The organism is Plantactinospora sp. BC1, from assembly GCF_003030345.1.
Lineage (GTDB): Bacteria > Actinomycetota > Actinomycetes > Mycobacteriales > Micromonosporaceae > Plantactinospora.
Genome location: NZ_CP028158.1, coordinates 5,761,128 through 5,779,006, shown reverse-complemented (window position 1 = coordinate 5,779,006; position 17,879 = coordinate 5,761,128). Strand labels below are relative to the sequence as shown.

The 17,879-nt window shown below is 73.6% G+C and carries 15 protein-coding genes and 2 tRNA genes; 10 read left to right on the top strand and 7 right to left on the bottom strand.

Translation table 11 applies throughout. The annotated features are described in order from the left end of the window. Window positions 1-2: 2 nt before the first annotated feature. The gene (locus C6361_RS25280; RefSeq protein WP_159079469.1) at window positions 3-1,751 is read right to left on the bottom strand and encodes a hypothetical protein; all 1,749 of its coding nucleotides are present in this window, start codon (window positions 1,749-1,751) and stop codon (window positions 3-5) included. A gap of 168 nt (window positions 1,752-1,919) precedes the next feature. Here C6361_RS25280 and C6361_RS25275 point away from each other — a divergent pair, with 168 nt between their 5' ends. The 3 genes from C6361_RS25275 to C6361_RS25265 all read left to right on the top strand — a co-directional run bounded on the left by C6361_RS25275 (window position 1,920) and on the right by C6361_RS25265 (window position 3,057). Beyond that, window positions 1,920-2,723, top strand: a complete 804-nt coding sequence (locus C6361_RS25275) for a fumarylacetoacetate hydrolase family protein (protein ID WP_107258392.1) — start codon at window positions 1,920-1,922, stop codon at window positions 2,721-2,723. A gap of 103 nt (window positions 2,724-2,826) precedes the next feature. After that, window positions 2,827-2,901 (top strand) — tRNA-Gln (locus C6361_RS25270). Window positions 2,902-2,984: 83 nt separating this feature from the next. Beyond that, window positions 2,985-3,057: transfer RNA gene (locus tag C6361_RS25265), tRNA-Glu, on the top strand. 700 nt (window positions 3,058-3,757) lie between these two features. Here C6361_RS25265 and C6361_RS25260 read toward each other — a convergent pair. Continuing rightward, the gene (locus C6361_RS25260; RefSeq protein WP_101370253.1) at window positions 3,758-4,444 is read right to left on the bottom strand and encodes an IclR family transcriptional regulator; all 687 of its coding nucleotides are present in this window, start codon (window positions 4,442-4,444) and stop codon (window positions 3,758-3,760) included. 49 nt (window positions 4,445-4,493) lie between these two features. Here C6361_RS25260 and leuC point away from each other — a divergent pair, with 49 nt between their 5' ends. From leuC to C6361_RS25245, 3 genes are all read left to right on the top strand, one after another. Continuing rightward, entirely contained in the window at window positions 4,494-5,948 is a 1,455-nt protein-coding gene (gene leuC / locus C6361_RS25255) for a 3-isopropylmalate dehydratase large subunit (protein ID WP_107269205.1), read from the top strand. Between the two features lie 15 nt (window positions 5,949-5,963). Continuing rightward, the gene (gene leuD / locus C6361_RS25250) at window positions 5,964-6,551 is read left to right on the top strand and encodes a 3-isopropylmalate dehydratase small subunit (RefSeq protein WP_107258394.1); all 588 of its coding nucleotides are present in this window, start codon (window positions 5,964-5,966) and stop codon (window positions 6,549-6,551) included. Window positions 6,552-6,725: 174 nt separating this feature from the next. Continuing rightward, window positions 6,726-7,301: an HU family DNA-binding protein gene (locus tag C6361_RS25245; protein WP_107269204.1), complete on the top strand. Its 576-nt coding sequence runs from the start codon at window positions 6,726-6,728 to the stop codon at window positions 7,299-7,301. A gap of 223 nt (window positions 7,302-7,524) precedes the next feature. Here the strand turns inward: C6361_RS25245 and C6361_RS25240 are convergent, their stop codons facing one another. From C6361_RS25240 to cofC, 5 genes are all read right to left on the bottom strand, one after another. Continuing rightward, window positions 7,525-8,493 (bottom strand): bifunctional NUDIX hydrolase/histidine phosphatase family protein, encoded by a 969-nt coding sequence (locus C6361_RS25240; RefSeq protein WP_107271169.1) that lies wholly within the window; start codon window positions 8,491-8,493, stop codon window positions 7,525-7,527. Beyond that, window positions 8,481-10,010, bottom strand: a complete 1,530-nt coding sequence (locus C6361_RS25235; RefSeq protein WP_107258396.1) for a CYTH and CHAD domain-containing protein — start codon at window positions 10,008-10,010, stop codon at window positions 8,481-8,483. The genes C6361_RS25240 and C6361_RS25235 overlap by 13 nt, the downstream gene beginning before the upstream one ends. Window positions 10,011-10,078: 68 nt before the next feature. Further along, window positions 10,079-12,301, bottom strand: a complete 2,223-nt coding sequence (locus C6361_RS25230) for an RNA degradosome polyphosphate kinase (RefSeq protein WP_369931453.1) — start codon at window positions 12,299-12,301, stop codon at window positions 10,079-10,081. Window positions 12,302-12,559: 258 nt separating this feature from the next. Next, a complete protein-coding gene (locus C6361_RS25225) occupies window positions 12,560-12,757 on the bottom strand; it encodes a cold-shock protein (RefSeq protein ID WP_199853075.1) in 198 nt (65 codons plus the stop codon). A 92-nt stretch (window positions 12,758-12,849) separates the two neighbouring features. Next, window positions 12,850-13,494, bottom strand: a complete 645-nt coding sequence (cofC, locus tag C6361_RS25220) for a 2-phospho-L-lactate guanylyltransferase (protein ID WP_199853074.1) — start codon at window positions 13,492-13,494, stop codon at window positions 12,850-12,852. 245 nt (window positions 13,495-13,739) lie between these two features. On the opposite strand from cofC, the gene C6361_RS25215 reads away from it, so the two are divergent. The 4 genes from C6361_RS25215 (at window position 13,740) to C6361_RS25200 (ending at window position 17,804) form a co-directional block, all read left to right on the top strand. After that, window positions 13,740-14,462, top strand: coding sequence for a 1-acyl-sn-glycerol-3-phosphate acyltransferase (locus tag C6361_RS25215; RefSeq protein WP_107258398.1), 723 nt, complete (start codon window positions 13,740-13,742; stop codon window positions 14,460-14,462). Further along, window positions 14,459-15,454, top strand: coding sequence for an NAD(P)H-dependent glycerol-3-phosphate dehydrogenase (locus C6361_RS25210; RefSeq protein ID WP_107258399.1), 996 nt, complete (start codon window positions 14,459-14,461; stop codon window positions 15,452-15,454). Before C6361_RS25215 ends, C6361_RS25210 begins: the two co-directional genes overlap by 4 nt. Before the next feature lie 26 nt (window positions 15,455-15,480). Then, window positions 15,481-16,632, top strand: a complete 1,152-nt coding sequence (locus C6361_RS25205; RefSeq protein WP_107269203.1) for a cystathionine gamma-lyase — start codon at window positions 15,481-15,483, stop codon at window positions 16,630-16,632. 131 nt (window positions 16,633-16,763) lie between these two features. Further along, window positions 16,764-17,804, top strand: a complete 1,041-nt coding sequence (locus C6361_RS25200) for an ROK family protein (RefSeq protein WP_107258400.1) — start codon at window positions 16,764-16,766, stop codon at window positions 17,802-17,804. Window positions 17,805-17,879 lie beyond the last annotated feature (75 nt).

The window sequence follows — 17,879 nt, the reverse complement described above, 5'->3', positions numbered from 1 at the left end:
GGTCAGTGCGGCACGTCGACGCTGACCCCGGCGGAGAAGACGGCGCTGCGCAGCTCGATCCGGGTCGGTTCGACCGCACCGGTCGAGGCGAAGACCAGCGGCATGATCATGCGTCGACCGGCGGGTACCGGTTCGGCGAAGGGATCCTTCCCGGCGTTGGCGACCTGGGTCGCGGGTACGTCGGCGCCGACCCAGTCCCCGCTGGGCAGGTACGCCCGTTGCAGCGTGCCGTGCCACTGCTGGCTCTTGTCGGTCAGGTTGCGTACCCCGAGGATCGCCTGGCAGCCGCCGGGTGCCGGCGGGCAGACCAGCCGGTAGACGGTGAACTCGAAGGCGCTCTCCCGCAGGCTCGTACCGACCGGCCCGGCCACGGTCCTGCCCACCCACGCCCCGCTGGACGGCTGGCGGTTGGCGTTGATCGCGCTCACCCGACTCGATCCGGTCCACGCGGTGAGCGCGGCCAGGGCCACCGCGAGCAGGGCGGCCGAGCCGACGGCCACCCACGCGGGCGGCCTGGCCCGCCGTCGCGGCGGCCGGTAGGTGGCGGCCGGGTGCGGTGCGGGGCGGGCCCGTCCGACCACCGGGGCGAGCTCCTCGGCGGTCGGCTCCGGCGGCTCCGGTACGGGCTCCTCGACCGGCTCCTCGGCGTCGATCGGCGCGGGCGTGCGGGGCGCTACCGGTGCCCGGCCGACGTAACGGGCGCCGCCGGCGATCCCGACCAGACCACCGGGTTCGTCAGCCTCCGCTCCGGCCGGCCCGGCCAGCCCGCCGTCCCGGAGCAGCCCGCCGCCGGTGGTCACGCCCGCGCCCTCGTCTCCGGTCCGGTGGGCGACCGCACCGAGATCCCCACTCGGCGCACCGAGCTCCCCGGCCGCCGCCCGCTCCGCCGCGCCGCCGATCCGGGGGTGGCCGGTGGCCAGCCGTACGCTCTCCGGCACCGGGATCTTGTGGTCTCCGCGTACCCGTGCCCGGGCCCGGGCGATCGGGTTGCCGGAACGACGAATCCGCCGGTCCGCAGCGGCGGCCTGCCGCTCCGCCGCCTCGCGCTTTGCGGCCCGTTTGGCGGCCCGCCGGTCCGCTCCGGCCACCGGCGTGCTGTTGACCTGGCCGGCGGCGCGCCGTCGACGCAGTCGCCGCCACCAGAGCGCGCCGCCGGCCGAGGCGAGCAGCGCCAGCGCCGCGAGGGCGGTACCCAGCAGGGTGCCCCGGCGCCACCACGGTGGGGCGGCGTCCCCCTGAGCCTGTGCCGCGTCGTCCGGGCCGGGGCCGGCGGCGGCCGCCCGTGTCCGGTTCCAGGTCGCGGTCGCGCAGTCGTACGGCATGTTGCCGCCCGCGACGAAGGCGCAGGCCGGGGCGGTGACGTCGGCCCCGCGCGCCGGCGGTACCAGGGTGGTGCTGAGCAGCGCGGTGCTGCGGCCGCCGAGCTGGACCTGCCAGATCACCTCGGTACCGAGCTGCCCCGGCAGGGTGCCGGGGGCGCTGGCCGTGCCGCCCTGGCTGATCAGGGACGGGGTGGCGCCCGGCGGCAGTTCCTGCCGGACCGTCGTCTTGACCATGCCGTCGGTACCGTTGCGTACCCGGATCTCGTAGCGGGGCGCCGGATCGCCGGACGTGGCCATCGCGACGGTGATCAGCGGACTGGTCGGCGCGGGGGCGCCGGCCGCCTGGGCGGGGGCGCCGGGCGCGGTGGCGACCAGCAGGTAACCCGCGATCACCGCCCCCACCGCACGTAGTCGGATCGATGCAGGCATCACGAAGTCTCCTCCCGCCCAGACGCTAAGCCGGACGGGTGGCCGGCCGGCGGGGAAGGATCGAACCCCCGTCGTCGGCCGGCCCGCTGCGGTATGGTGCCGCCCCGCCGCGCGCCATCGGCGCCGGCTCCCGGTGGGGACGGCTCCTGGTGGGGATAGATTGGCGGCGTGCGTATCGCTCGTTTCGCTCATGCAAAGGGAATGTCGTTCGGCGTGGTCGAGGGTGACCCGGAGGGCGGCCCCGAGGGCCTGACGGTGGCCGAGATCGAGGGCCACCCGTTCGGCGAGATCCGGTTCACCACCGCCCGCTGGGCGCTGGCGGACGTCCGGCTGCTCTCGCCCATCCTGCCGAGCAAGGTGGTGTGTGTCGGACGCAACTACTCCGAGCACGCCGCCGAGCTGGGCAACGACGTACCGGCCGAGCCGCTGCTCTTCCTCAAGCCGTCGACCTCGGTGATCGGGCCCCGGGACGCGATCCGGTTGCCGGCCCAGTCCAAGCAGGTCGAGCACGAGGCCGAGCTGGCCGTGGTGATCGGGCCGCCGGGGGCGCGCCGGGCCGACCGGGCCGCCGCCGCCCAGGCCATCTTCGGCTACACCTGCGCCAACGACGTCACCGCGCGGGACCTGCAACGCGCGGACGGCCAGTGGACCCGGGCCAAGGGCTTCGACTCGTTCTGCCCGCTCGGCCCGTGGATCTCGACCGGGATCGACGTCAGCGACGTCGAGGTCCGCTGCGAGGTGGGTCGGGGTGCCGACGAGATGGAGGTACGCCAGCTCGGCCGGACCAGGGACATGGTCTTCGACGTCGCGACCCTGGTCTCCTACGTCTCCCACGTGATGACGCTGCTCCCGGGCGACGTGGTGCTGACCGGCACTCCGGCGGGGGTTAGTCCGATCGTGGACGGGGATACCGTCACGGTCCGCATCGGCGGTATCGGCGAACTGTCGAACCCGGTGGTGACCCTCGACTGAGGTCCGGTGCGGGCGACGGCGGCACGCCGTCGCCCGGTACCGACCCGATTTGGTCTCCACCACCGGGTCCGGTAAAGTTCGCTTTCGGTGCGACGAGCACCGATGGGGTATGGGGTAATTGGCAGCCCGACTGATTCTGGTTCAGTTAGTCTAGGTTCGAGTCCTGGTACCCCAGCCACCGAAACCCGAAAGGGCAACGGTAGCTGGTCTCTGATAGAGTTCAGCAGCGTTGATCGCAAGGTCAACAAAGAGGAAAGTCCTGGCCCCGTCGTCTAGCGGCCTAGGACGCCGCCCTCTCAAGGCGGTAGCGCCGGTTCGAATCCGGTCGGGGCTACGACCGACGGCCCGCGTCACTCAGGTGGCGCGGGCCGTTTCTCGTTCGTACGCCACCCGGGGCCGCGCCCTTGCGCGCGCCGTCGACCTGCCCTGCCCTGGCCTCGGCGTCCGCGTCGGGGCTCCTCGGCCGATCGGGCCGTCGGGCCGGCTCCCGATGTCGAGCATCGCACACCGCCCCTGACCTCGTACCGCAAACGAGCTGGTCTTCCGGATGCTCTGCGGTGGCCCGCGTTCGCGCATGCCGATCCGCCCCTCCGGCCGGCGGCGCAACGTCCGTAAGCCGCCGCGGCGAGGTCGGGGCCGCGACCGTCTTCGACTACCGGGAGCGCGGCGGGGAGATCTCGGCGACCTACTCCGAACATGACCCCCGCTGCGCAGACTGTCGAGCTGGGTGCACAGACGGGGCGCCCTGGCCGATTCGTCGGCGGGTCCCCGCAACGGTCGGGTGGGGTAGGCCACGCACGGCTGCCCGGACACGCACGCTGGTCACCGCGACGTCTGCTGGCCACCTGTCGGCTGGGTCTGGGGCGGGTTGGGTGCGTGGACGGGGCAGCTCGACAGTCTGCTCGGCAGAGTCTCTCCGGCGGCAGAGGTCGGCGGCCGCCGGCTGGGCGTCGACTCGTCGGGTGGGTGCCGGTCGCCCGGGGCCACCGCGCGGCGTCGACCGGCGCGGCGGCAGCCGCCGGCAGCGATTCGGGTTACAGGCCGCTCAGGCGTTGGCCGGCGCGTACCACGGCCATCGCGTGCCGGTCGCCGGGACGTCGGCCGAGCCGCTCGATCGGCCCGGAGATGCTGATCGCGGCGATCACTCGTCCGGTGCGGTCCCGAATCGGCGAGGAGACGCTCGCCACTCCGGCCTCCCGTTCGGCGACGCTCTGCGCCCAGCCCCGGCGGCGTACCTCGGCCAGGGTGCGGCCGGTGAACTTGCACCGGGGGAGGAGTGGCATGACCGCCTCCGGCGGTTCCCAGGCGAGCAGGATCTGCGCGGCGGAACCGGCCGTCATCGGCAGTACCGAGCCGACCGGCACGGTGTCGCGCAGCCCGCTGGCCCGCTCGGCGGCGGCGACGCAGATCCGCTCGTCGGCCCGGCGTAGATAGAGCTGGGCGCTTTCGCCCGTCGCGTCCCGCAGCGCCGACAGCAGCGGCTCGGCCGCGGTCAGCAGTACGTCGGGTGCGGCGTTCGCCAGCTCGCCCAGGCGCGGCCCGGGGCGCCAGCGTCCCTGGGTGTCCCGGACCAGCATCCGGTGGATCTCCAGGGCCTGGGCCAGGCGGTGGGCCGTGGCCCGGGGCAGCTTGGTGCGATCGACGAGTTCGGCCAGGCTGGCGCCGTCGACGCAGGCGGCCAGGATGACCACCGCCTTGTCGAGAACGCCGACACCGCTCATACTGTGTCCCACAAGCCGAAACCTACCTCCCAGAATTTAGGATGTCCAGATGGTGGGAGTCACTCCAGAGCCGTCCTCGCCCAGGACCTTGGCCGAGAAGGTCTGGGATGCTCACGTGGTGCGATCCGCTGACGGTGAGCCGGATCTGCTCTATATCGACCTGCACCTGCTGCACGAGGTGACCAGCCCGCAGGCCTTCGACGGGCTGCGGATGGCGAACCGCAAGGTCCGCCGCCCCGATCTCACGCTCGCGACCGAGGACCACAACACCCCGACCGGTTACGACGATCCGTCGTTCCGGTCCCGGCGCGGTGACCTGCTCACCATCGCCGACCCGACCTCGCGGACCCAGATCGAGACGCTGCGCCGCAACTGCGCCGAGTTCGGCGTCAAGCTGCACCCGCTCGGCGACGACAACCAGGGCATCGTGCACGTGATCGGGCCGCAGCTCGGCCTGACCCAGCCGGGCCTGACCATCGTGTGCGGCGACTCACACACGGCCACCCACGGCGCGTTCGGCGCGCTGGCCTTCGGGATCGGGACCAGTGAGGTCGAACACGTCCTCGCCACCCAGACCCTGCCGCAGATCCGTCCCAAGACCATGGCGGTGACCGTGGTCGGCGAGCTGGCTCCCGGGGTCACCGCCAAGGACCTGGTGCTGGCGCTGATCGCCCAGGTCGGCACCGGCGGCGGTCGCGGCCACATCGTCGAATACCGGGGCGAGGCGATCAGCGGGCTCTCCATGGAGGGCCGGATGACCATCGCCAACATGTCCATCGAGTGGGGTGCCAAGGCCGGGATGATCGCCCCGGACGAGACCACCTTCGCGTACCTGAAGGGGCGGCCGAACGCTCCGCAGGGCGCGGACTGGGACGCGGCGCTGGAATACTGGCGCACCCTGCCGACGGACGAGGGCGCGACCTTCGACAGCGAGGTGGTGCTCGACGCCGGCCGGATCAGCCCGTTCGTCACCTGGGGCACCAACCCGGGCCAGGGCACCGCGCTGAACGCCGCCGTGCCCGACCCGGAGGACTTCGTCACCGACGCGGAGCAGGCCGCCGCCCGGCGGGCCCTGGAATACATGGACCTCAAGCCCGGGACCCGGCTCCGGGACGTACCCGTGGACGTCGTCTTCGTCGGCTCCTGCACCAACGGCCGGTTGGAGGACCTCCGGGCCGCCGCCGACGTGCTGCGCGGGCACCGGGTCGCCGACAACGTGCGGATGCTGGTCGTACCCGGTTCGGCGGCGGTCCGCGAGGCGGCCGAGCAGGAGGGGCTGGACCGGGTCTTCGCCGAGGCGGGCGCCGAGTGGCGGTTCGCCGGCTGCTCCATGTGCCTGGGCATGAACCCGGACACCCTCAAGCCGGGCCAGCGCTCGGCCTCGACCTCCAACCGTAACTTCGAGGGCCGGCAGGGCCGGGGCGGGCGTACCCACCTGGTCTCGCCACCGGTCGCCGCCGCCACCGCCGTGGTGGGCCGGCTGGCCGCGCCGGCCGACCTGTGAAGGGGCTGACCTGAGATGGACAAGTTCACCGTGCACACCGGTACGGCGGTTCCGCTGCGCCGGTCCAACGTGGATACCGATCAGATCATCCCCGCCGTGTACCTCAAGCGGGTGACCCGGACGGGCTTCGCCGACGGCCTCTTCAGCGCGTGGCGGGAGGACCCGACATTCGTACTCAACGATTCTTCATATTCCGGGGCGTCGATTCTCGTGGCCGGCCCCGAGTTCGGCACCGGCTCCTCCCGGGAGCACGCCGTGTGGGCGCTGCGCGACTGGGGGTTCCGGTCGGTCATCGCTCCCCGCTTCGGGGACATCTTCCGGGGGAACGCGCTCAAGGAAGGGCTCCTGCCGGTCGAGCTTGAATTGAAGGCCGTCGAGGCTTTGTGGGAGTTGGTCGAGTCCGACCCGACGGCCCGGATCACGGTCGACCTGACCGCCCGGGAGGTCCGGGCAGGGGAGGACACCTGGTCCTTCCCGATGGACGACTTCAGCCGCTGGCGGCTGATGGAGGGCTTGGACGACATTGGACTGACCCTCCGGCACGAGGCCGACATCACCGCGTACGAGGGCCGGCGATCCACCTTCCGGCCTGTGGTGGCATAGGCCGAACCGCCGACCGCACAGTCGTTTTCGCCCCCGCCGGTTCGTCCGGCGGGGGCGAATCCGTTGCGACACAATGGGTTTTTTCGAGCAGATGTTTGTGTCCCGGTGGCACAGGGCATACCGTGCGCGCAGAATGGCTCGCGTTGAGTCCAGTTGCACATTGGGAGGGAAGTCGTGAACAAGGCCGAGCTCATCGAGGCTCTCGCCGCTCGTCTGGGGGACCGGAAGACGGCGACGTCGGCGCTCGACGCGGTCCTCGCGGAGGTCCAGGCGGCGGTCACCAAGGGGGACCGGGTCGCCATCACCGGGTTCGGGGTGTTCGAAAAGCGCGTGCGCGGTGCTCGAACAGCCCGCAACCCCCGCACCGGCGAATCGGTGAAGGTGAAGAAGACATCGGTTCCGGCCTTCCGGCCGGGCGCCGGTTTCAAGGAGATGGTGGCCAGCGGCAAGGCCCCGAAGAACACCGTGGCGGCGAAGAAGTCCGCCACGGCGTCGACGGCCAAGTCGACCGTTGCCAGGAAGACGACGACCAAGAAGGCGGCGCCCGCCAAGACGACCGCCACGAAGGCGGCGGCGAAGAAGACGGCTCCGGCGAAGAAGGCCACCGGCGGCACGAAGGCCACCACGGCCAAGAAGACGACGGCGGCGAAGAAGTCGACGGCGGCCAAGAGCACGTCCACCCGCGCCACGGCGAGCAAGAAGGCCAGCACGGCCAAGAAGGCTCCGGCCAAGAAAGCCGCCAAGCGCTGAGAATCGGGTACCGCCAGGGCGCCTCCGGCTCGTCCGGAGGCGCCCTTCACGTTGTCCGGCACCGAAATCCGGGGTCGACGGCGGCGGTCCTCCGCCGTCGACAGGGCGTTGGCGCCGCTCAGCGGCCCGTGGACGGCCGGAAACCCCGAGACCGACCCTCGGGGTACCAGTGCGGCGGCCGTTCCCGCAGAGCCCGCGCTGCCCGGCCGGGCGACGGCCCGGGTCAGGGTGCGATGGCGGCGAGGCGCTCCGCGCCGTCCAGCCGGCTGGCGGCGACCAGCCGGTCACCGCTGAAGGCGAGCAGCCAGCCGGTGCCCTTCCTGGTCCGGAAGTCCTCCGCCGAGCCGGGAAGCGGGACGGCACCGGTCGAGGCGGCCGGTCCGGTCGAGGCGGCCGATGCGGCGGCCAGCCACGCCAACGCCTCCGGAATCACCTTCCCCTGGCTACAGACCACCGCCGGTTCGCCGGCCCGGGCCAGTTCGAGCAGGGCTCCGGCGGCGGCCAGAGCGTTCTCCTCGGCGTCCTGCCCCGGCTTCGGCTCGTCGTACGCGGAATCCACCTCGATCGGCCGGTCGAGCAGTTCGGCCAGGGGTTGCAGCGTCTGCACACAGCGCCGGGGCGCCGCCGAACGCAGGCGTACCGGGCGGATCAGCGCGAGCAGTCCGGCCACATCCCGGGCCTGGGCCAGCCCGGCGGCGTCCAGCGGCCGGGCGGTGTCCGGCCCGGACCAGGTGCCCCGGCTGCCCGCCGGGGCGTGCCGGACCAGCCCCAGCACCGCGCTCACCGGCGGCAGGGCAGCGAAGTCCTCCAGCACCCGGACGTCGTGCGGATAGCTGACCAGCCGGAGGGCCTCGGCCAGCGGCAGCCAGCGTACGGTGTCGACCTCGGTCTCTGGCTGGAAACCGCCGCTGCCGACGGCCCGCATCGACCAGAACTCGACCGTCTTCGGCGCACCGTCGCGCATCCGGTAGTGCACCGGGGGCAGCCGCACCTCCGGTACCCCGTGCACGTCGGCCTCCTCGGCCACCTCGCGTACCGCGGCGGTCAGCGGATGCTCCCCCGGGTCCAGCTTGCCCTTCGGCAGCGACCAGTCGTCGTAGCGGGGGCGGTGCACCACGCAGACCCGTACGCCGTCGTCGCAGTGCCGCCAGACCACGCCACCCGCCGCCCGGACCGGGGTCACCCCAGCCATGCCGTCCGCCGTTTCCGGCTCGCCCGTCGCCACGCGTCCGGGAAGGCCGCCCGGGCGGCACGGACGGCGGCCCGCTCCCGTTCCGCCAACCGGCCGGCGGTGACGGCCACGGCATGGTCGCCCGGGTCCCGCTCGGCGATCGACAGCCAGGTCTGCGCGGCGACCGCCGCGTCCTGGTGCTCGCCGAGCAGGTTCTGCACCCTCGCCAGCGCCTTGGCCAGCTTCGCCGCGTCACCGCCGAGCACCCCGGCGACGGCGTCGACGGCGTACCGGGCCCGCTTGCCGTTGATGCGTACCGCGTGCCAGCGCTCGTCCGGGGCGTCCGGGTCGAGGTCGGCGGCGCCGTCGACCCCGTCGTCGCCGTCGGTCAGCCGGTGCCAGGGCCGGGCGACCAGTCGGGGCAGCACCCTGGCGGCCGGCCCGTCGGCCCTGGCGGTCAGTTGCGGGGCCCGGGTGGCGTCGACCAGCGCCTCGACCAGGGCGTGGTAGCGCGTCGAGCCGAGCGCCTCGTCGACGGCGGCCAGCGCCTCGGCGTGCCGCTCGGCGAGTACCCGGTCGATCCGGGCCACCGCCGCCGGGTCGAGCGGGCTGAGCGGGTCGGCGGCGGCCGTACCGGAGAGCCGGGCGCGCAGTACCTCGGCGTCCCTGGCCTGCCCCAGCACCCCCGCCAGCCACTTCAGTTCGTCCCGCAGCGACCTGGCCCACGCGTCGCGGACCAGCGGCCCGAACGTCCGCAGGTCGCTGCGGAGCCGGCGGCAGCCGACCCGCATCTGGTGTACGGCGGTGTCGTCGTCACCGACCGGTGCCCGCAACCGGACCAGGGGGTCGTGTGCGAGCACCCGGCCGACGCCACGGCGGATCGCCGCGGTGACCACGTCACCGGCGCTGGGTCGCTCGGGCAGCTCGCCCGGCGGCACCAGGTCGGGCGCGGCCTCGGCCGCCGGACCGAGCGCCCGGACGTGCTTCGGGGTGAAGTCACCGCGCCGGGCACCGGCACCGGTCAGCGCCGGCTCCAGCACGTCGAGCAGTTCCCGGTCGCCGTCCTTGCGTTCCACCTCGACCTCGCGGAACGTCGACCGGACCTGCTTGCCGTCCAACACCCGTACCGAGTCGTCGGCGATCTCGACCAGTAGCCGGTCGGTGTCGTCGCGCAGTTCGTAGGCGCGGCGCACGGTGCGGACCACGGCGGCCGGCCGCAGTTCCGCGCCCCGGGAGTACGCGGTGACCAGTGCCAGCAGCTCGGCCGGCGCCTTCTTCGGCCGGCCCGTACGGGAGATCTCGTGGCGTACCCCGGGGCTGTCGGCGGGAAGTTTCACCGTCCAGGGCAGCTCGTCACCCCGGCGGTGCCGCAGCGACACCCCGGCCCGGGCCAGCCGCAGGTCGGTGGTGTCGAGGTAGGTCGCGGTCAGCGTCACCGGGGGCAGCTCCACCACCCGTACGCCGTCCGGCACGACTCCGGCGAGGTCGGGCAGGGTGAACTCCGGATCGACGTCGTACTTCCGCTCCTCCTCCACCATCGGCCAAGCCTAGTCCGGGATGTCGGCCCGGCCGACCGTCCACCGCCGCCACCGCACCGCCCCGCCGCTCATTTGGCCTCTCCGGCGACCCGGCCCAGCAGCGCCTCCTGGAGGTTCACCAGCGGTGCCTCGGGGCTGCCCTTGCGCCGGGTCCAGCAGCCATCCCCGGCCAGGTCGAACGCCTCGACCTCCGGGCTCATCGCGGCGGTCAGCAACTCGTCCAGCGCGGCCCGGGCGGCCGGATCGGTCACCTGCACCAGCGCCTCCACCCGCCGGTCGAGGTTGCGGTGCATCAGGTCGGCGGAGCCGATCCAGAACTCGACGGCGCCGTCCGACCCGCCGGCCCCGGCGTCCCCGCTGCCGAACCGGAACACCCGGGAGTGTTCGAGGAAGCGGCCGAGGATCGAGCGGACCCGGACGTTCTCCGACAGCCCCGGTACGCCCGGCCGCAGCGTGCACATCCCCCGGATCAGCAGGTCGACCCGGACCCCGGCCCGGGAGGCCCGGTAGAGCGCGTCCACGATCGCCTCGTCGACCAACGCGTTGACCTTGAACTGGACCAGGGCCCGCCGGCCCTCCCGGGCCCGGTCGATCTCACCCTCGATCCGCTCGATCAGGCCGCGCCGGATGCCCTGCGGCGCCACCAGCAGCCGCCGGTACGACGTCTGCCGGCTGTACCCGGTCAGCACGTTGAACAGGTCGGTCAGGTCCGCCCCGATCTCCGGGTCGGCGGTGAGCATGCCGAAGTCCTCGTAGAGCCGGGCGGTCTTCGGGTGGTAGTTGCCGGTGCCGATGTGGCAGTACCGGCGGATCTGGTTGCCCTCCTGCCGGACCACCAGCGCGGTCTTGCAGTGCGTCTTCAGCCCGACCAGGCCGTAGACCACGTGGCAGCCGGCCCGCTCCAGCACCCGGGCCCAGCCGATGTTCGCCACCTCGTCGAAGCGCGCCTTGATCTCCACCAGCACCACCACCTGCTTGCCGGCGGCGGCGGCGTCGATCAGCGCGTCGACGATCGGGGAGTCCCCGCTGGTGCGGTAGAGGGTCTGCTTGATGGCCAGCACGTTCGGGTCGGCGGCGGCCTGCTCGATGAAGCGCTGCACGCTGGTCGAGAAGGAGTGGTAGGGGTGGTGCACCAGGATGTCGCCGTCGCGCAGGGTGGCGAAGACGCTGCGCGGCACCTCACCCTCGGCGAGCCGGGGATGGGTGGCCGGCACGAACGGCGGGTCCTTCAGCTCGGGCCGGTTGGACTCGTTGTAGACCTGCCAGAGCGCGGTCAGGTCGAGCAGCCCCGGCACCCGCAGCACGTCCTGGCTGTCCATGTCGAGTTCCCGGACGAGCAGGTCGAGGACGTGGTCGGAGACGGAGGCGGCGACCTCCAGGCGTACCGGCGGGCCGAAGCGGCGCCGGGCGAGTTCCCGTTCCAGGGCCTGGAGCAGATCCTCGTCCCGGTCCTCGTCGACCTCCACCTCGGCGTTGCGGGTGACCCGGAACAGGTGGCACTCCACCACCTGCATGCCGGAGAAGAGCTGGTCGAGGTGGGCCGCGATCAGGTCCTCCACCGGCAGGAACCGGTAGCCGGGCACGTCCCGCTCGACCCGGACGAACCGGGGTACGTTGTTCGGCACCTTCACCCGGGCGAAGAGTTCCGAGCCGCCGTCGGAGTCGCGTACCACCACCGCCAGGTTCAGCGACCGGCTGGAGATGTACGGGAACGGGTGCGCCGGGTCGACGGCGAGCGGGGTGAGCACCGGGAAGATCTGCTCCCGGAAGTACGTCCGCAGCCGCTGCCGCTCCGCCACCGGCAGCTCGCCCCAGTGCAGTACCGCGACGTCCTCGGTGGCGAGCTTCGGGCGTACCTCGTCGACGAAGCACGCGGCGTGCCGGGCGACCAGTTCGGCGGCGCGCTGGGAGACCCGTTCGAGCTGGGTGCTCAGCGGCATCCGGTCGCCGCCCCTCACCGGCAGCCCGGCCTGCAACCGTCGCTTCAGCCCGGCGACCCGGACCATGTAGAACTCGTCCAGGTTGTTGGCGAAGATGGCGAGGAACTTGGCCCGCTCCAGCAGCGGGGTGTCCGGGTCCTCGGCCAGGGCCAGCACCCGGGCGTTGAAATCCAGCCAGGAGAGTTCCCGGTTGAGGAAGCGGTCCGGTGGCAGCGGCCCGGCCGGTGCTGCGGCGGGTTCGGCGGCCGGTTCGGTGCTCTCGGGGCGGGCGGCCAGGCCGCTCTCCGGGATGGCGCTGCCCGGCCCGGTGGCCGGCACGCCGCGCCGGCCCTGTTCCGGGTTGCCGGCCAGGCCGGTCGCCGGGCTGCGGTCCGGGCCACCGGCTGCGGCGCGGGCCGAGTCGGCCGCCTGGTCCAGCGCCGCCGACCGGTCCGGTTCGGCGACGGTGTCCGGTTCGACGGTGCCGTCCGGCTCGCCCGCCGGGTCGCGGTCGGTGTGCCCGGCGGGCCGTGCCTTGCGCTCGGGGCGGGGGCGTCGGGACGGTGGGGTGCTCACCACCCCATCATTCCCCGGTGGTGGTTAACCGAAAATGAACTTTGCCCGAGCGGATCAGGGGAAGGTCGGCAGCGTGATCCGGACCAGCGTGCCGGTCTCGTCGTGCTCCAGCCGGACCCGTTGGCCGAGGCGGAGCAGCCGCAGGCCGGAGGCGTCGAACGCGGTCGCCGGAAAGCTGACCCGGGTGCCGTCGTCGAGCAGCAGCGTGCCGGTGCGGGTCTGCGGGTCGTAGTCGGCCACCGTGCCCTGCATGCCCAGCACCGTACACCGGTCGGCCGGACGGTGCGTCGGCCTCGGGCGGCGGCACCGGCGGCGGTGTCGTTCCCCGCCGGTCGGGCCGGGCCTCAGCGCTTCGCGCCGGCCGGTGTCGCCCGCCGGGTGAGCGCGGCGGTCTGCCGGCCGAGGCCGAGCGCGACCGCGGCCCGCAGGTCCGCCGGGGTGTCGACGTCGCGGCGCAGCGTCGGCCAGGCGGCGGTGAGCGGCCGGGCGCCGGAGGCGGCGTGCGCGGCCGCCGAGTGCGGGCCGAACCGGGGGTCCAGCGTCGCGCCGAGGGCGGCGGTGAGGAGTACGGTGCCGGTGCCGGGGGCGTCCGCGACGAAGCTGCGTACCCCGGGTGGCTCGCCGGCGGCCCGCAGCGCCTCGGCCAGTTCGGCCGGGCGCAGCGCCGGCAGGTCGGCGGTGAGCGCCGCGACCGGCCCGTCGGCGGCGACCGCCGCGCCCCGGGCGAACGCGGGGTTGAGCCCGGCGGTCGGCGGCTCCGGCACGATCCGGGCGCCGAGCCGGCCCAGGGTACGGGTCGCCTCCGGGTCACCGGTCACCACGAGTACCTCCCGGACGGCCGGGCAGCCGAGTACGGCCTCGACGGTGTCCTCGGCCAGCGCCAGGGCGAGCAGTTCGTGCGGTACGCCGTCGAGCGCCCCGCGCAGCCGGCTCTTCGCCGACCCGAGGCGCTTGACCGGCACCACCACGGTCCAGTTCCGCTCTGCCACGCGACAATCCTGCCAGTTCGCCGGCGGTCGCCCGGCGGGTGGCCCAGCCGGCCGGCGGATACCCCTGGCTGGCCGTACCCGGGGCGAACAGGCATGATTTCGCTGCGGGCGGCGGCACCCCGGGCCCGGGTCGGTGGCGGGCCGGACCGGGGTGGGCACGGGCGGTGTCACCTCGCCACCCGAGCCGGGACGCCCGGGTGGCGCCCCGGCCGGGCCGCGCCAGGGTTGGACGACGAGGAGGCACAGTGACACGGCGCAGGCTCGGGTTCTGGCGACGGTTCGCCGTCTCGGTGGTCAAGCCGGTGCTGACCGTCTGGACGCGCCGCGACTGGCGCGGCATGGAACACCTCCCGTCGTCCGGTGGCCTGATCATCGTGGTCAACCACCTCTCCCACTTCGACCCGCTGGTCTCGGCCCACTTCATCTACGACTCCGGCCGCTGGCCGAGCTATCTGGGCAAGGCGAGCGTCTTCAAGGTGCCGGTGATCGGCAAGATCCTGCTGAAGTGCCGGCAGATTCCGGTGGAGCGCGGCACCGTCGACGCGGCCCGGTCGCTGGACGCGCTGGACCGGGCGGTCCGCTCCGGCGCCGCCGTGGTGATCTACCCGGAGGGGACCACCACCCGGGAGCCCGAGCTGTGGCCGATGCGCGGCAAGACCGGTGCCGCCCGGCTCGCCCTGGCCACCGGCGCCCCGGTGGTGCCGATCGTGACCTGGGGGCCACAGCGGATCTTCGACCCCCGGACGAAGAAGGTCAGCCTCCGGCCGCGTACCCCGGTGACGGTGGTCGCCGGTCCGCCGGTGGACCTGAGCCGGTGGGCCGGTGCGGTGCCGAGCAAGCCGGTACTCGACGAGATGACCGACACCATCATGCTGCGGCTGCGCGACATGCTGGCCGAGGTCCGGGGCGAGACACCCCCGCCGCTCTGGTCGGCGCAGGCGAATCGGCGTACCGAGGACCGGGCATGAGCCACGTCGCCGTGCTCGGCGCCGGTTCCTGGGGTACCGCCTTCGCCAAGGTGCTCGCCGACGCCGGCCGGGACGTGCTCCTCTGGGCCCGCCGCCCGGCGGTGGCCGAGGCGCTGCGGAGCACCCGGACCAACCCCGACTACCTGCCCGGACTCCGGCTGCCGGCGGCGGTACGCGGCACCGCCGACGCCACCGAGGCGATCACCGGCGCCGACCTGGTGGTGCTGGCGGTGCCGGCGCAGACGCTGCGCGGCAACCTCGCCGAGTGGGCCGGGCACCTCGAACCCGACTCCACGCTGGTATCGCTGATGAAGGGGATCGAACTCGGCACCACCAAGCGGATGAGCGAGGTGATCGTGGAGACCGCCGGGGTGGCGGCGGACCGGGTCGTCGTGGTCTCCGGCCCCAACCTGGCCGCCGAGATCGCCGCCGAGCAGCCGGCCGCGACCGTGGTCGCCTGCACCGACACCGACCGGGCGACCCTGGTGCAGGCGTCGGTCAACACGCCGTACCTGCGCCCGTACACCAACGACGACGTGATCGGCTGCGAGCTGGGCGGGGCGGTCAAGAACGTGATCGCGCTCGCCTACGGCATCACCACCGCGATGGGGCTGGGCGACAACACCCGGGCGACCCTGATCACCCGGGGGCTGGCCGAGACGGCCCGGCTCGGCGTGGCGCTCGGCGCCGACCCGCTCACCTTCGCCGGCCTGGCCGGCCTCGGCGACCTGGTCGCGACCTGCTCGTCGCCGCTCTCCCGGAACCGGACCTTCGGCGAGCACCTGGGCCGGGGCGAGACCCTGGAGCAGGCGCAGACCGCGACCCGGCAGACCGCCGAAGGGGTGAAGAGCTGCCTGGCGATCCGGGATCTCTCCCGGGCGCACGGCGTGGAGATGCCGATCACCGAGCAGGTCGAGCGGGTCTGCCACGAGGGCGCCGACCCGCACGCCGCGATGGCCGTCCTGATGAGCCGGAAGCCGAGGCCGGAGTGACCGCGACCGATCGACGGGGGGAGACCATGCCCGACCAGCCGAACCACGGCGACGGCAGCCGGCCGGACTACGGCGACGGCACCCGGAGCGTGCACGCCGGTCTGCCGGCGCCGGTACCCGGGCAGCCGTTCCTGCCCGGGCCGGTCTTCGCCGCCCCCTACCACCTGGACCCGGCGGTCGGCCCGGAGGCGAGCCCGAACGGGTACGGCCGGCCGGACAACCCGACCCGGCGCCTGCTGGAGGCGGCCATCGGTGAGCTGGAGGGTGGGGAGTGTCTCGCCTTCTCCAGCGGGCAGGCGGCGATCACGGCGGTGCTGCTCTCGGTGCTGCGCCCCGGTGACACCGTGCTGCTCCCCACCGACGGGTACTTCCCGGTGCGGGCGTTCGCCGCCGAGACACTGCGCGGGATCGGGGTACGCGTCGACTTCGTACCGACCGCCGGCCCGTACCCGTCGTTCGACGGCGTACGCCTGGTGCTGGTCGAGACGCCGGCCAACCCGGGCCTGGACGTCTGCGACATCGCCGAGCTGGCGACCCGGGCACACGCCGCCGGTGCCCTGCTGGCGGTCGACAACACCACCGCGACACCGCTCGGCCAGCGGCCGCTGGACCTGGGCGCCGACCTGGTGGTCGCCTCCGGCACCAAGGCGTTGACCGGGCACTCGGACCTGCTGCTCGGTTACGTGGCCAGCCGGACGGCGGCACTGCTGGAGACGATTCTGGGCTGGCGGACCACCACCGGCTCGATCCCGGGCGCCTTCGACGCCTGGCTGGCACACCGGTCACTGGCCACACTGGACCTGCGGCTGGCCCGGCAGAGCGCCAACGCGGCGGCGGTGGCGGCGGTCCTGCGGGCCCGCTCCGACGTGGCCGGCCTGCGCTGGCCGGGGCTCGGCGACGACCCGGCGTACCCGATTGCCAGCCGGCAGTTGCGGCGGGTGCCGGGGATCGTCGCCTTCGACCTCGGCGACGCCGACCGGGTGGCGCGGTTCCTGGCCGCGAGCCGGCTGGTCTTCGCGGCGACCTCCTTCGGCGGCCTGCACACCAGCGCGGACCGGCGGGCCCAGTGGGGCGACGACGTCTCCGCCGGATTCGTCCGGCTCTCCTGCGGGGTCGAGGACACCGCCGACCTGGTCGCCGACCTGACCGCCGCGCTGGACGCGGCCGGCGGCCGATAGCGTCGCTGGCCCGAGTCGGGCGGCCGGGGGGGTGCGGGACTGGTTCGGGTGCGGCAGGGTATGCACATCGGTCGGCTGGCGACGCCGGGATCGGGGTCCGGGGGCCGGCCGGCATACCCGGGAGGCGCACCATGACGAACTCGGAAGTACCGGTCGTGGTCGGGCTCGACAACGGCGGTAACAGCAACAACGCCACCGTGCTGGATGCGACCGGGCGGTTCCTGGTCGACGAGTTGGTCGAGACCCCGTGCCGGGTGCTGGACGGGCCGGAGGCGGCGGTCGAGGCGCTGGCGGCGTCGATGGCACAGGTGCTGGCGCGTACCGGCACCCGGCCGGAGCGGGTGCTGGCCGTCGGATTGGACACCCCGGGGCCGGCCAGCGCCACCGGGGTCATCTCGTCGAAGGGCTCGACGAACTTCTCCCAGCCGGCCTGGCGCGGCTTCGACATCCGCGGCGCCCTCGAACGCCGGCTCGGCCTGCCGGTCGTCTACCACAACGACGGCAACGCGGCAGCGCTCTACGCCCACCACTCCTACTTCGGCGCCGACGCCGGGCAGCGGTCGTCGATCTCCGCCATCGTGGGGACCGGGCTCGGCGGCGGTGTGGTCGTACGCGGGCAGGTGCTGACCGGTACCGCCGGGATGGCCGGCGAACTCGGGCACGTGCACATCCCGATGTTCGGCCTGCTCGCCGAGGGGCAGCCGGTGCCGGCCTGCAACTGCGGGTTCGTCGGTGACGTGGAGAGCGTCGCCTCGCTGACCGGCATCCGGCGCAACCTGCTGCCGTACTGGCTGGGCCGGTTCGCCGGTCACCCGCTGGCCGAACTCGACCCGGTGGGCGCCGCCAAGCAGGTGCGGTCGTACGGGGTGGACGGCGACCCGATGGCGCTGCGGATCTTCGAACAGCAGGCGATGGCCCTGGGCCGGCTCTTCACCATCGCCGCCAACTTCACCGACCCGGACGGGTACTTCGTCGGCGGTGGTGTGGTGGAGGCGACGCCCGAGTTCCGGGACTGGTTCCTGGCCACCGTCCGGGAACACACCACGCTCCGGGCCGAGCAGGCCGAACGGGCCCGGTTCGCGCTGGTGCCGGATCTCGACATGGCCGGGGCCCGGGGCGCCGCCATCGCCGCGCTGAAGCTGCTGGACGGCACGGTCAACCCCGCCCGGTGATCCGCCCGCTGTTGTCGATGGTGCTGGGGGTAGTTCCGGGGGTAGGGGCAACCCGACCCTGATCGGCTCAGGGTC

Excerpts from the sequence above, each read along its gene's own strand:
- C6361_RS25280 (WP_159079469.1), bottom strand. The coding sequence starts at position 1,751 with ATGCCTGCATCGATCCGACTACGTGCGGTGGGGGCGGTGATCGCGGGT.
- C6361_RS25260 (WP_101370253.1), bottom strand. The coding sequence starts at position 4,444 with ATGAGCGGTGTCGGCGTTCTCGACAAGGCGGTGGTCATCCTGGCCGCC.
- leuC (WP_107269205.1), top strand. The coding sequence starts at position 4,494 with ATGGTGGGAGTCACTCCAGAGCCGTCCTCGCCCAGGACCTTGGCCGAG.
- leuD (WP_107258394.1), top strand. The coding sequence starts at position 5,964 with ATGGACAAGTTCACCGTGCACACCGGTACGGCGGTTCCGCTGCGCCGG.
- C6361_RS25240 (WP_107271169.1), bottom strand. The coding sequence starts at position 8,493 with ATGGCTGGGGTGACCCCGGTCCGGGCGGCGGGTGGCGTGGTCTGGCGG.
- C6361_RS25235 (WP_107258396.1), bottom strand. The coding sequence starts at position 10,010 with ATGGTGGAGGAGGAGCGGAAGTACGACGTCGATCCGGAGTTCACCCTG.
- C6361_RS25225 (WP_199853075.1), bottom strand. The coding sequence starts at position 12,757 with ATGCAGGGCACGGTGGCCGACTACGACCCGCAGACCCGCACCGGCACG.
- C6361_RS25210 (WP_107258399.1), top strand. The coding sequence starts at position 14,459 with ATGAGCCACGTCGCCGTGCTCGGCGCCGGTTCCTGGGGTACCGCCTTC.
- C6361_RS25205 (WP_107269203.1), top strand. The coding sequence starts at position 15,481 with ATGCCCGACCAGCCGAACCACGGCGACGGCAGCCGGCCGGACTACGGC.
- C6361_RS25200 (WP_107258400.1), top strand. The coding sequence starts at position 16,764 with ATGACGAACTCGGAAGTACCGGTCGTGGTCGGGCTCGACAACGGCGGT.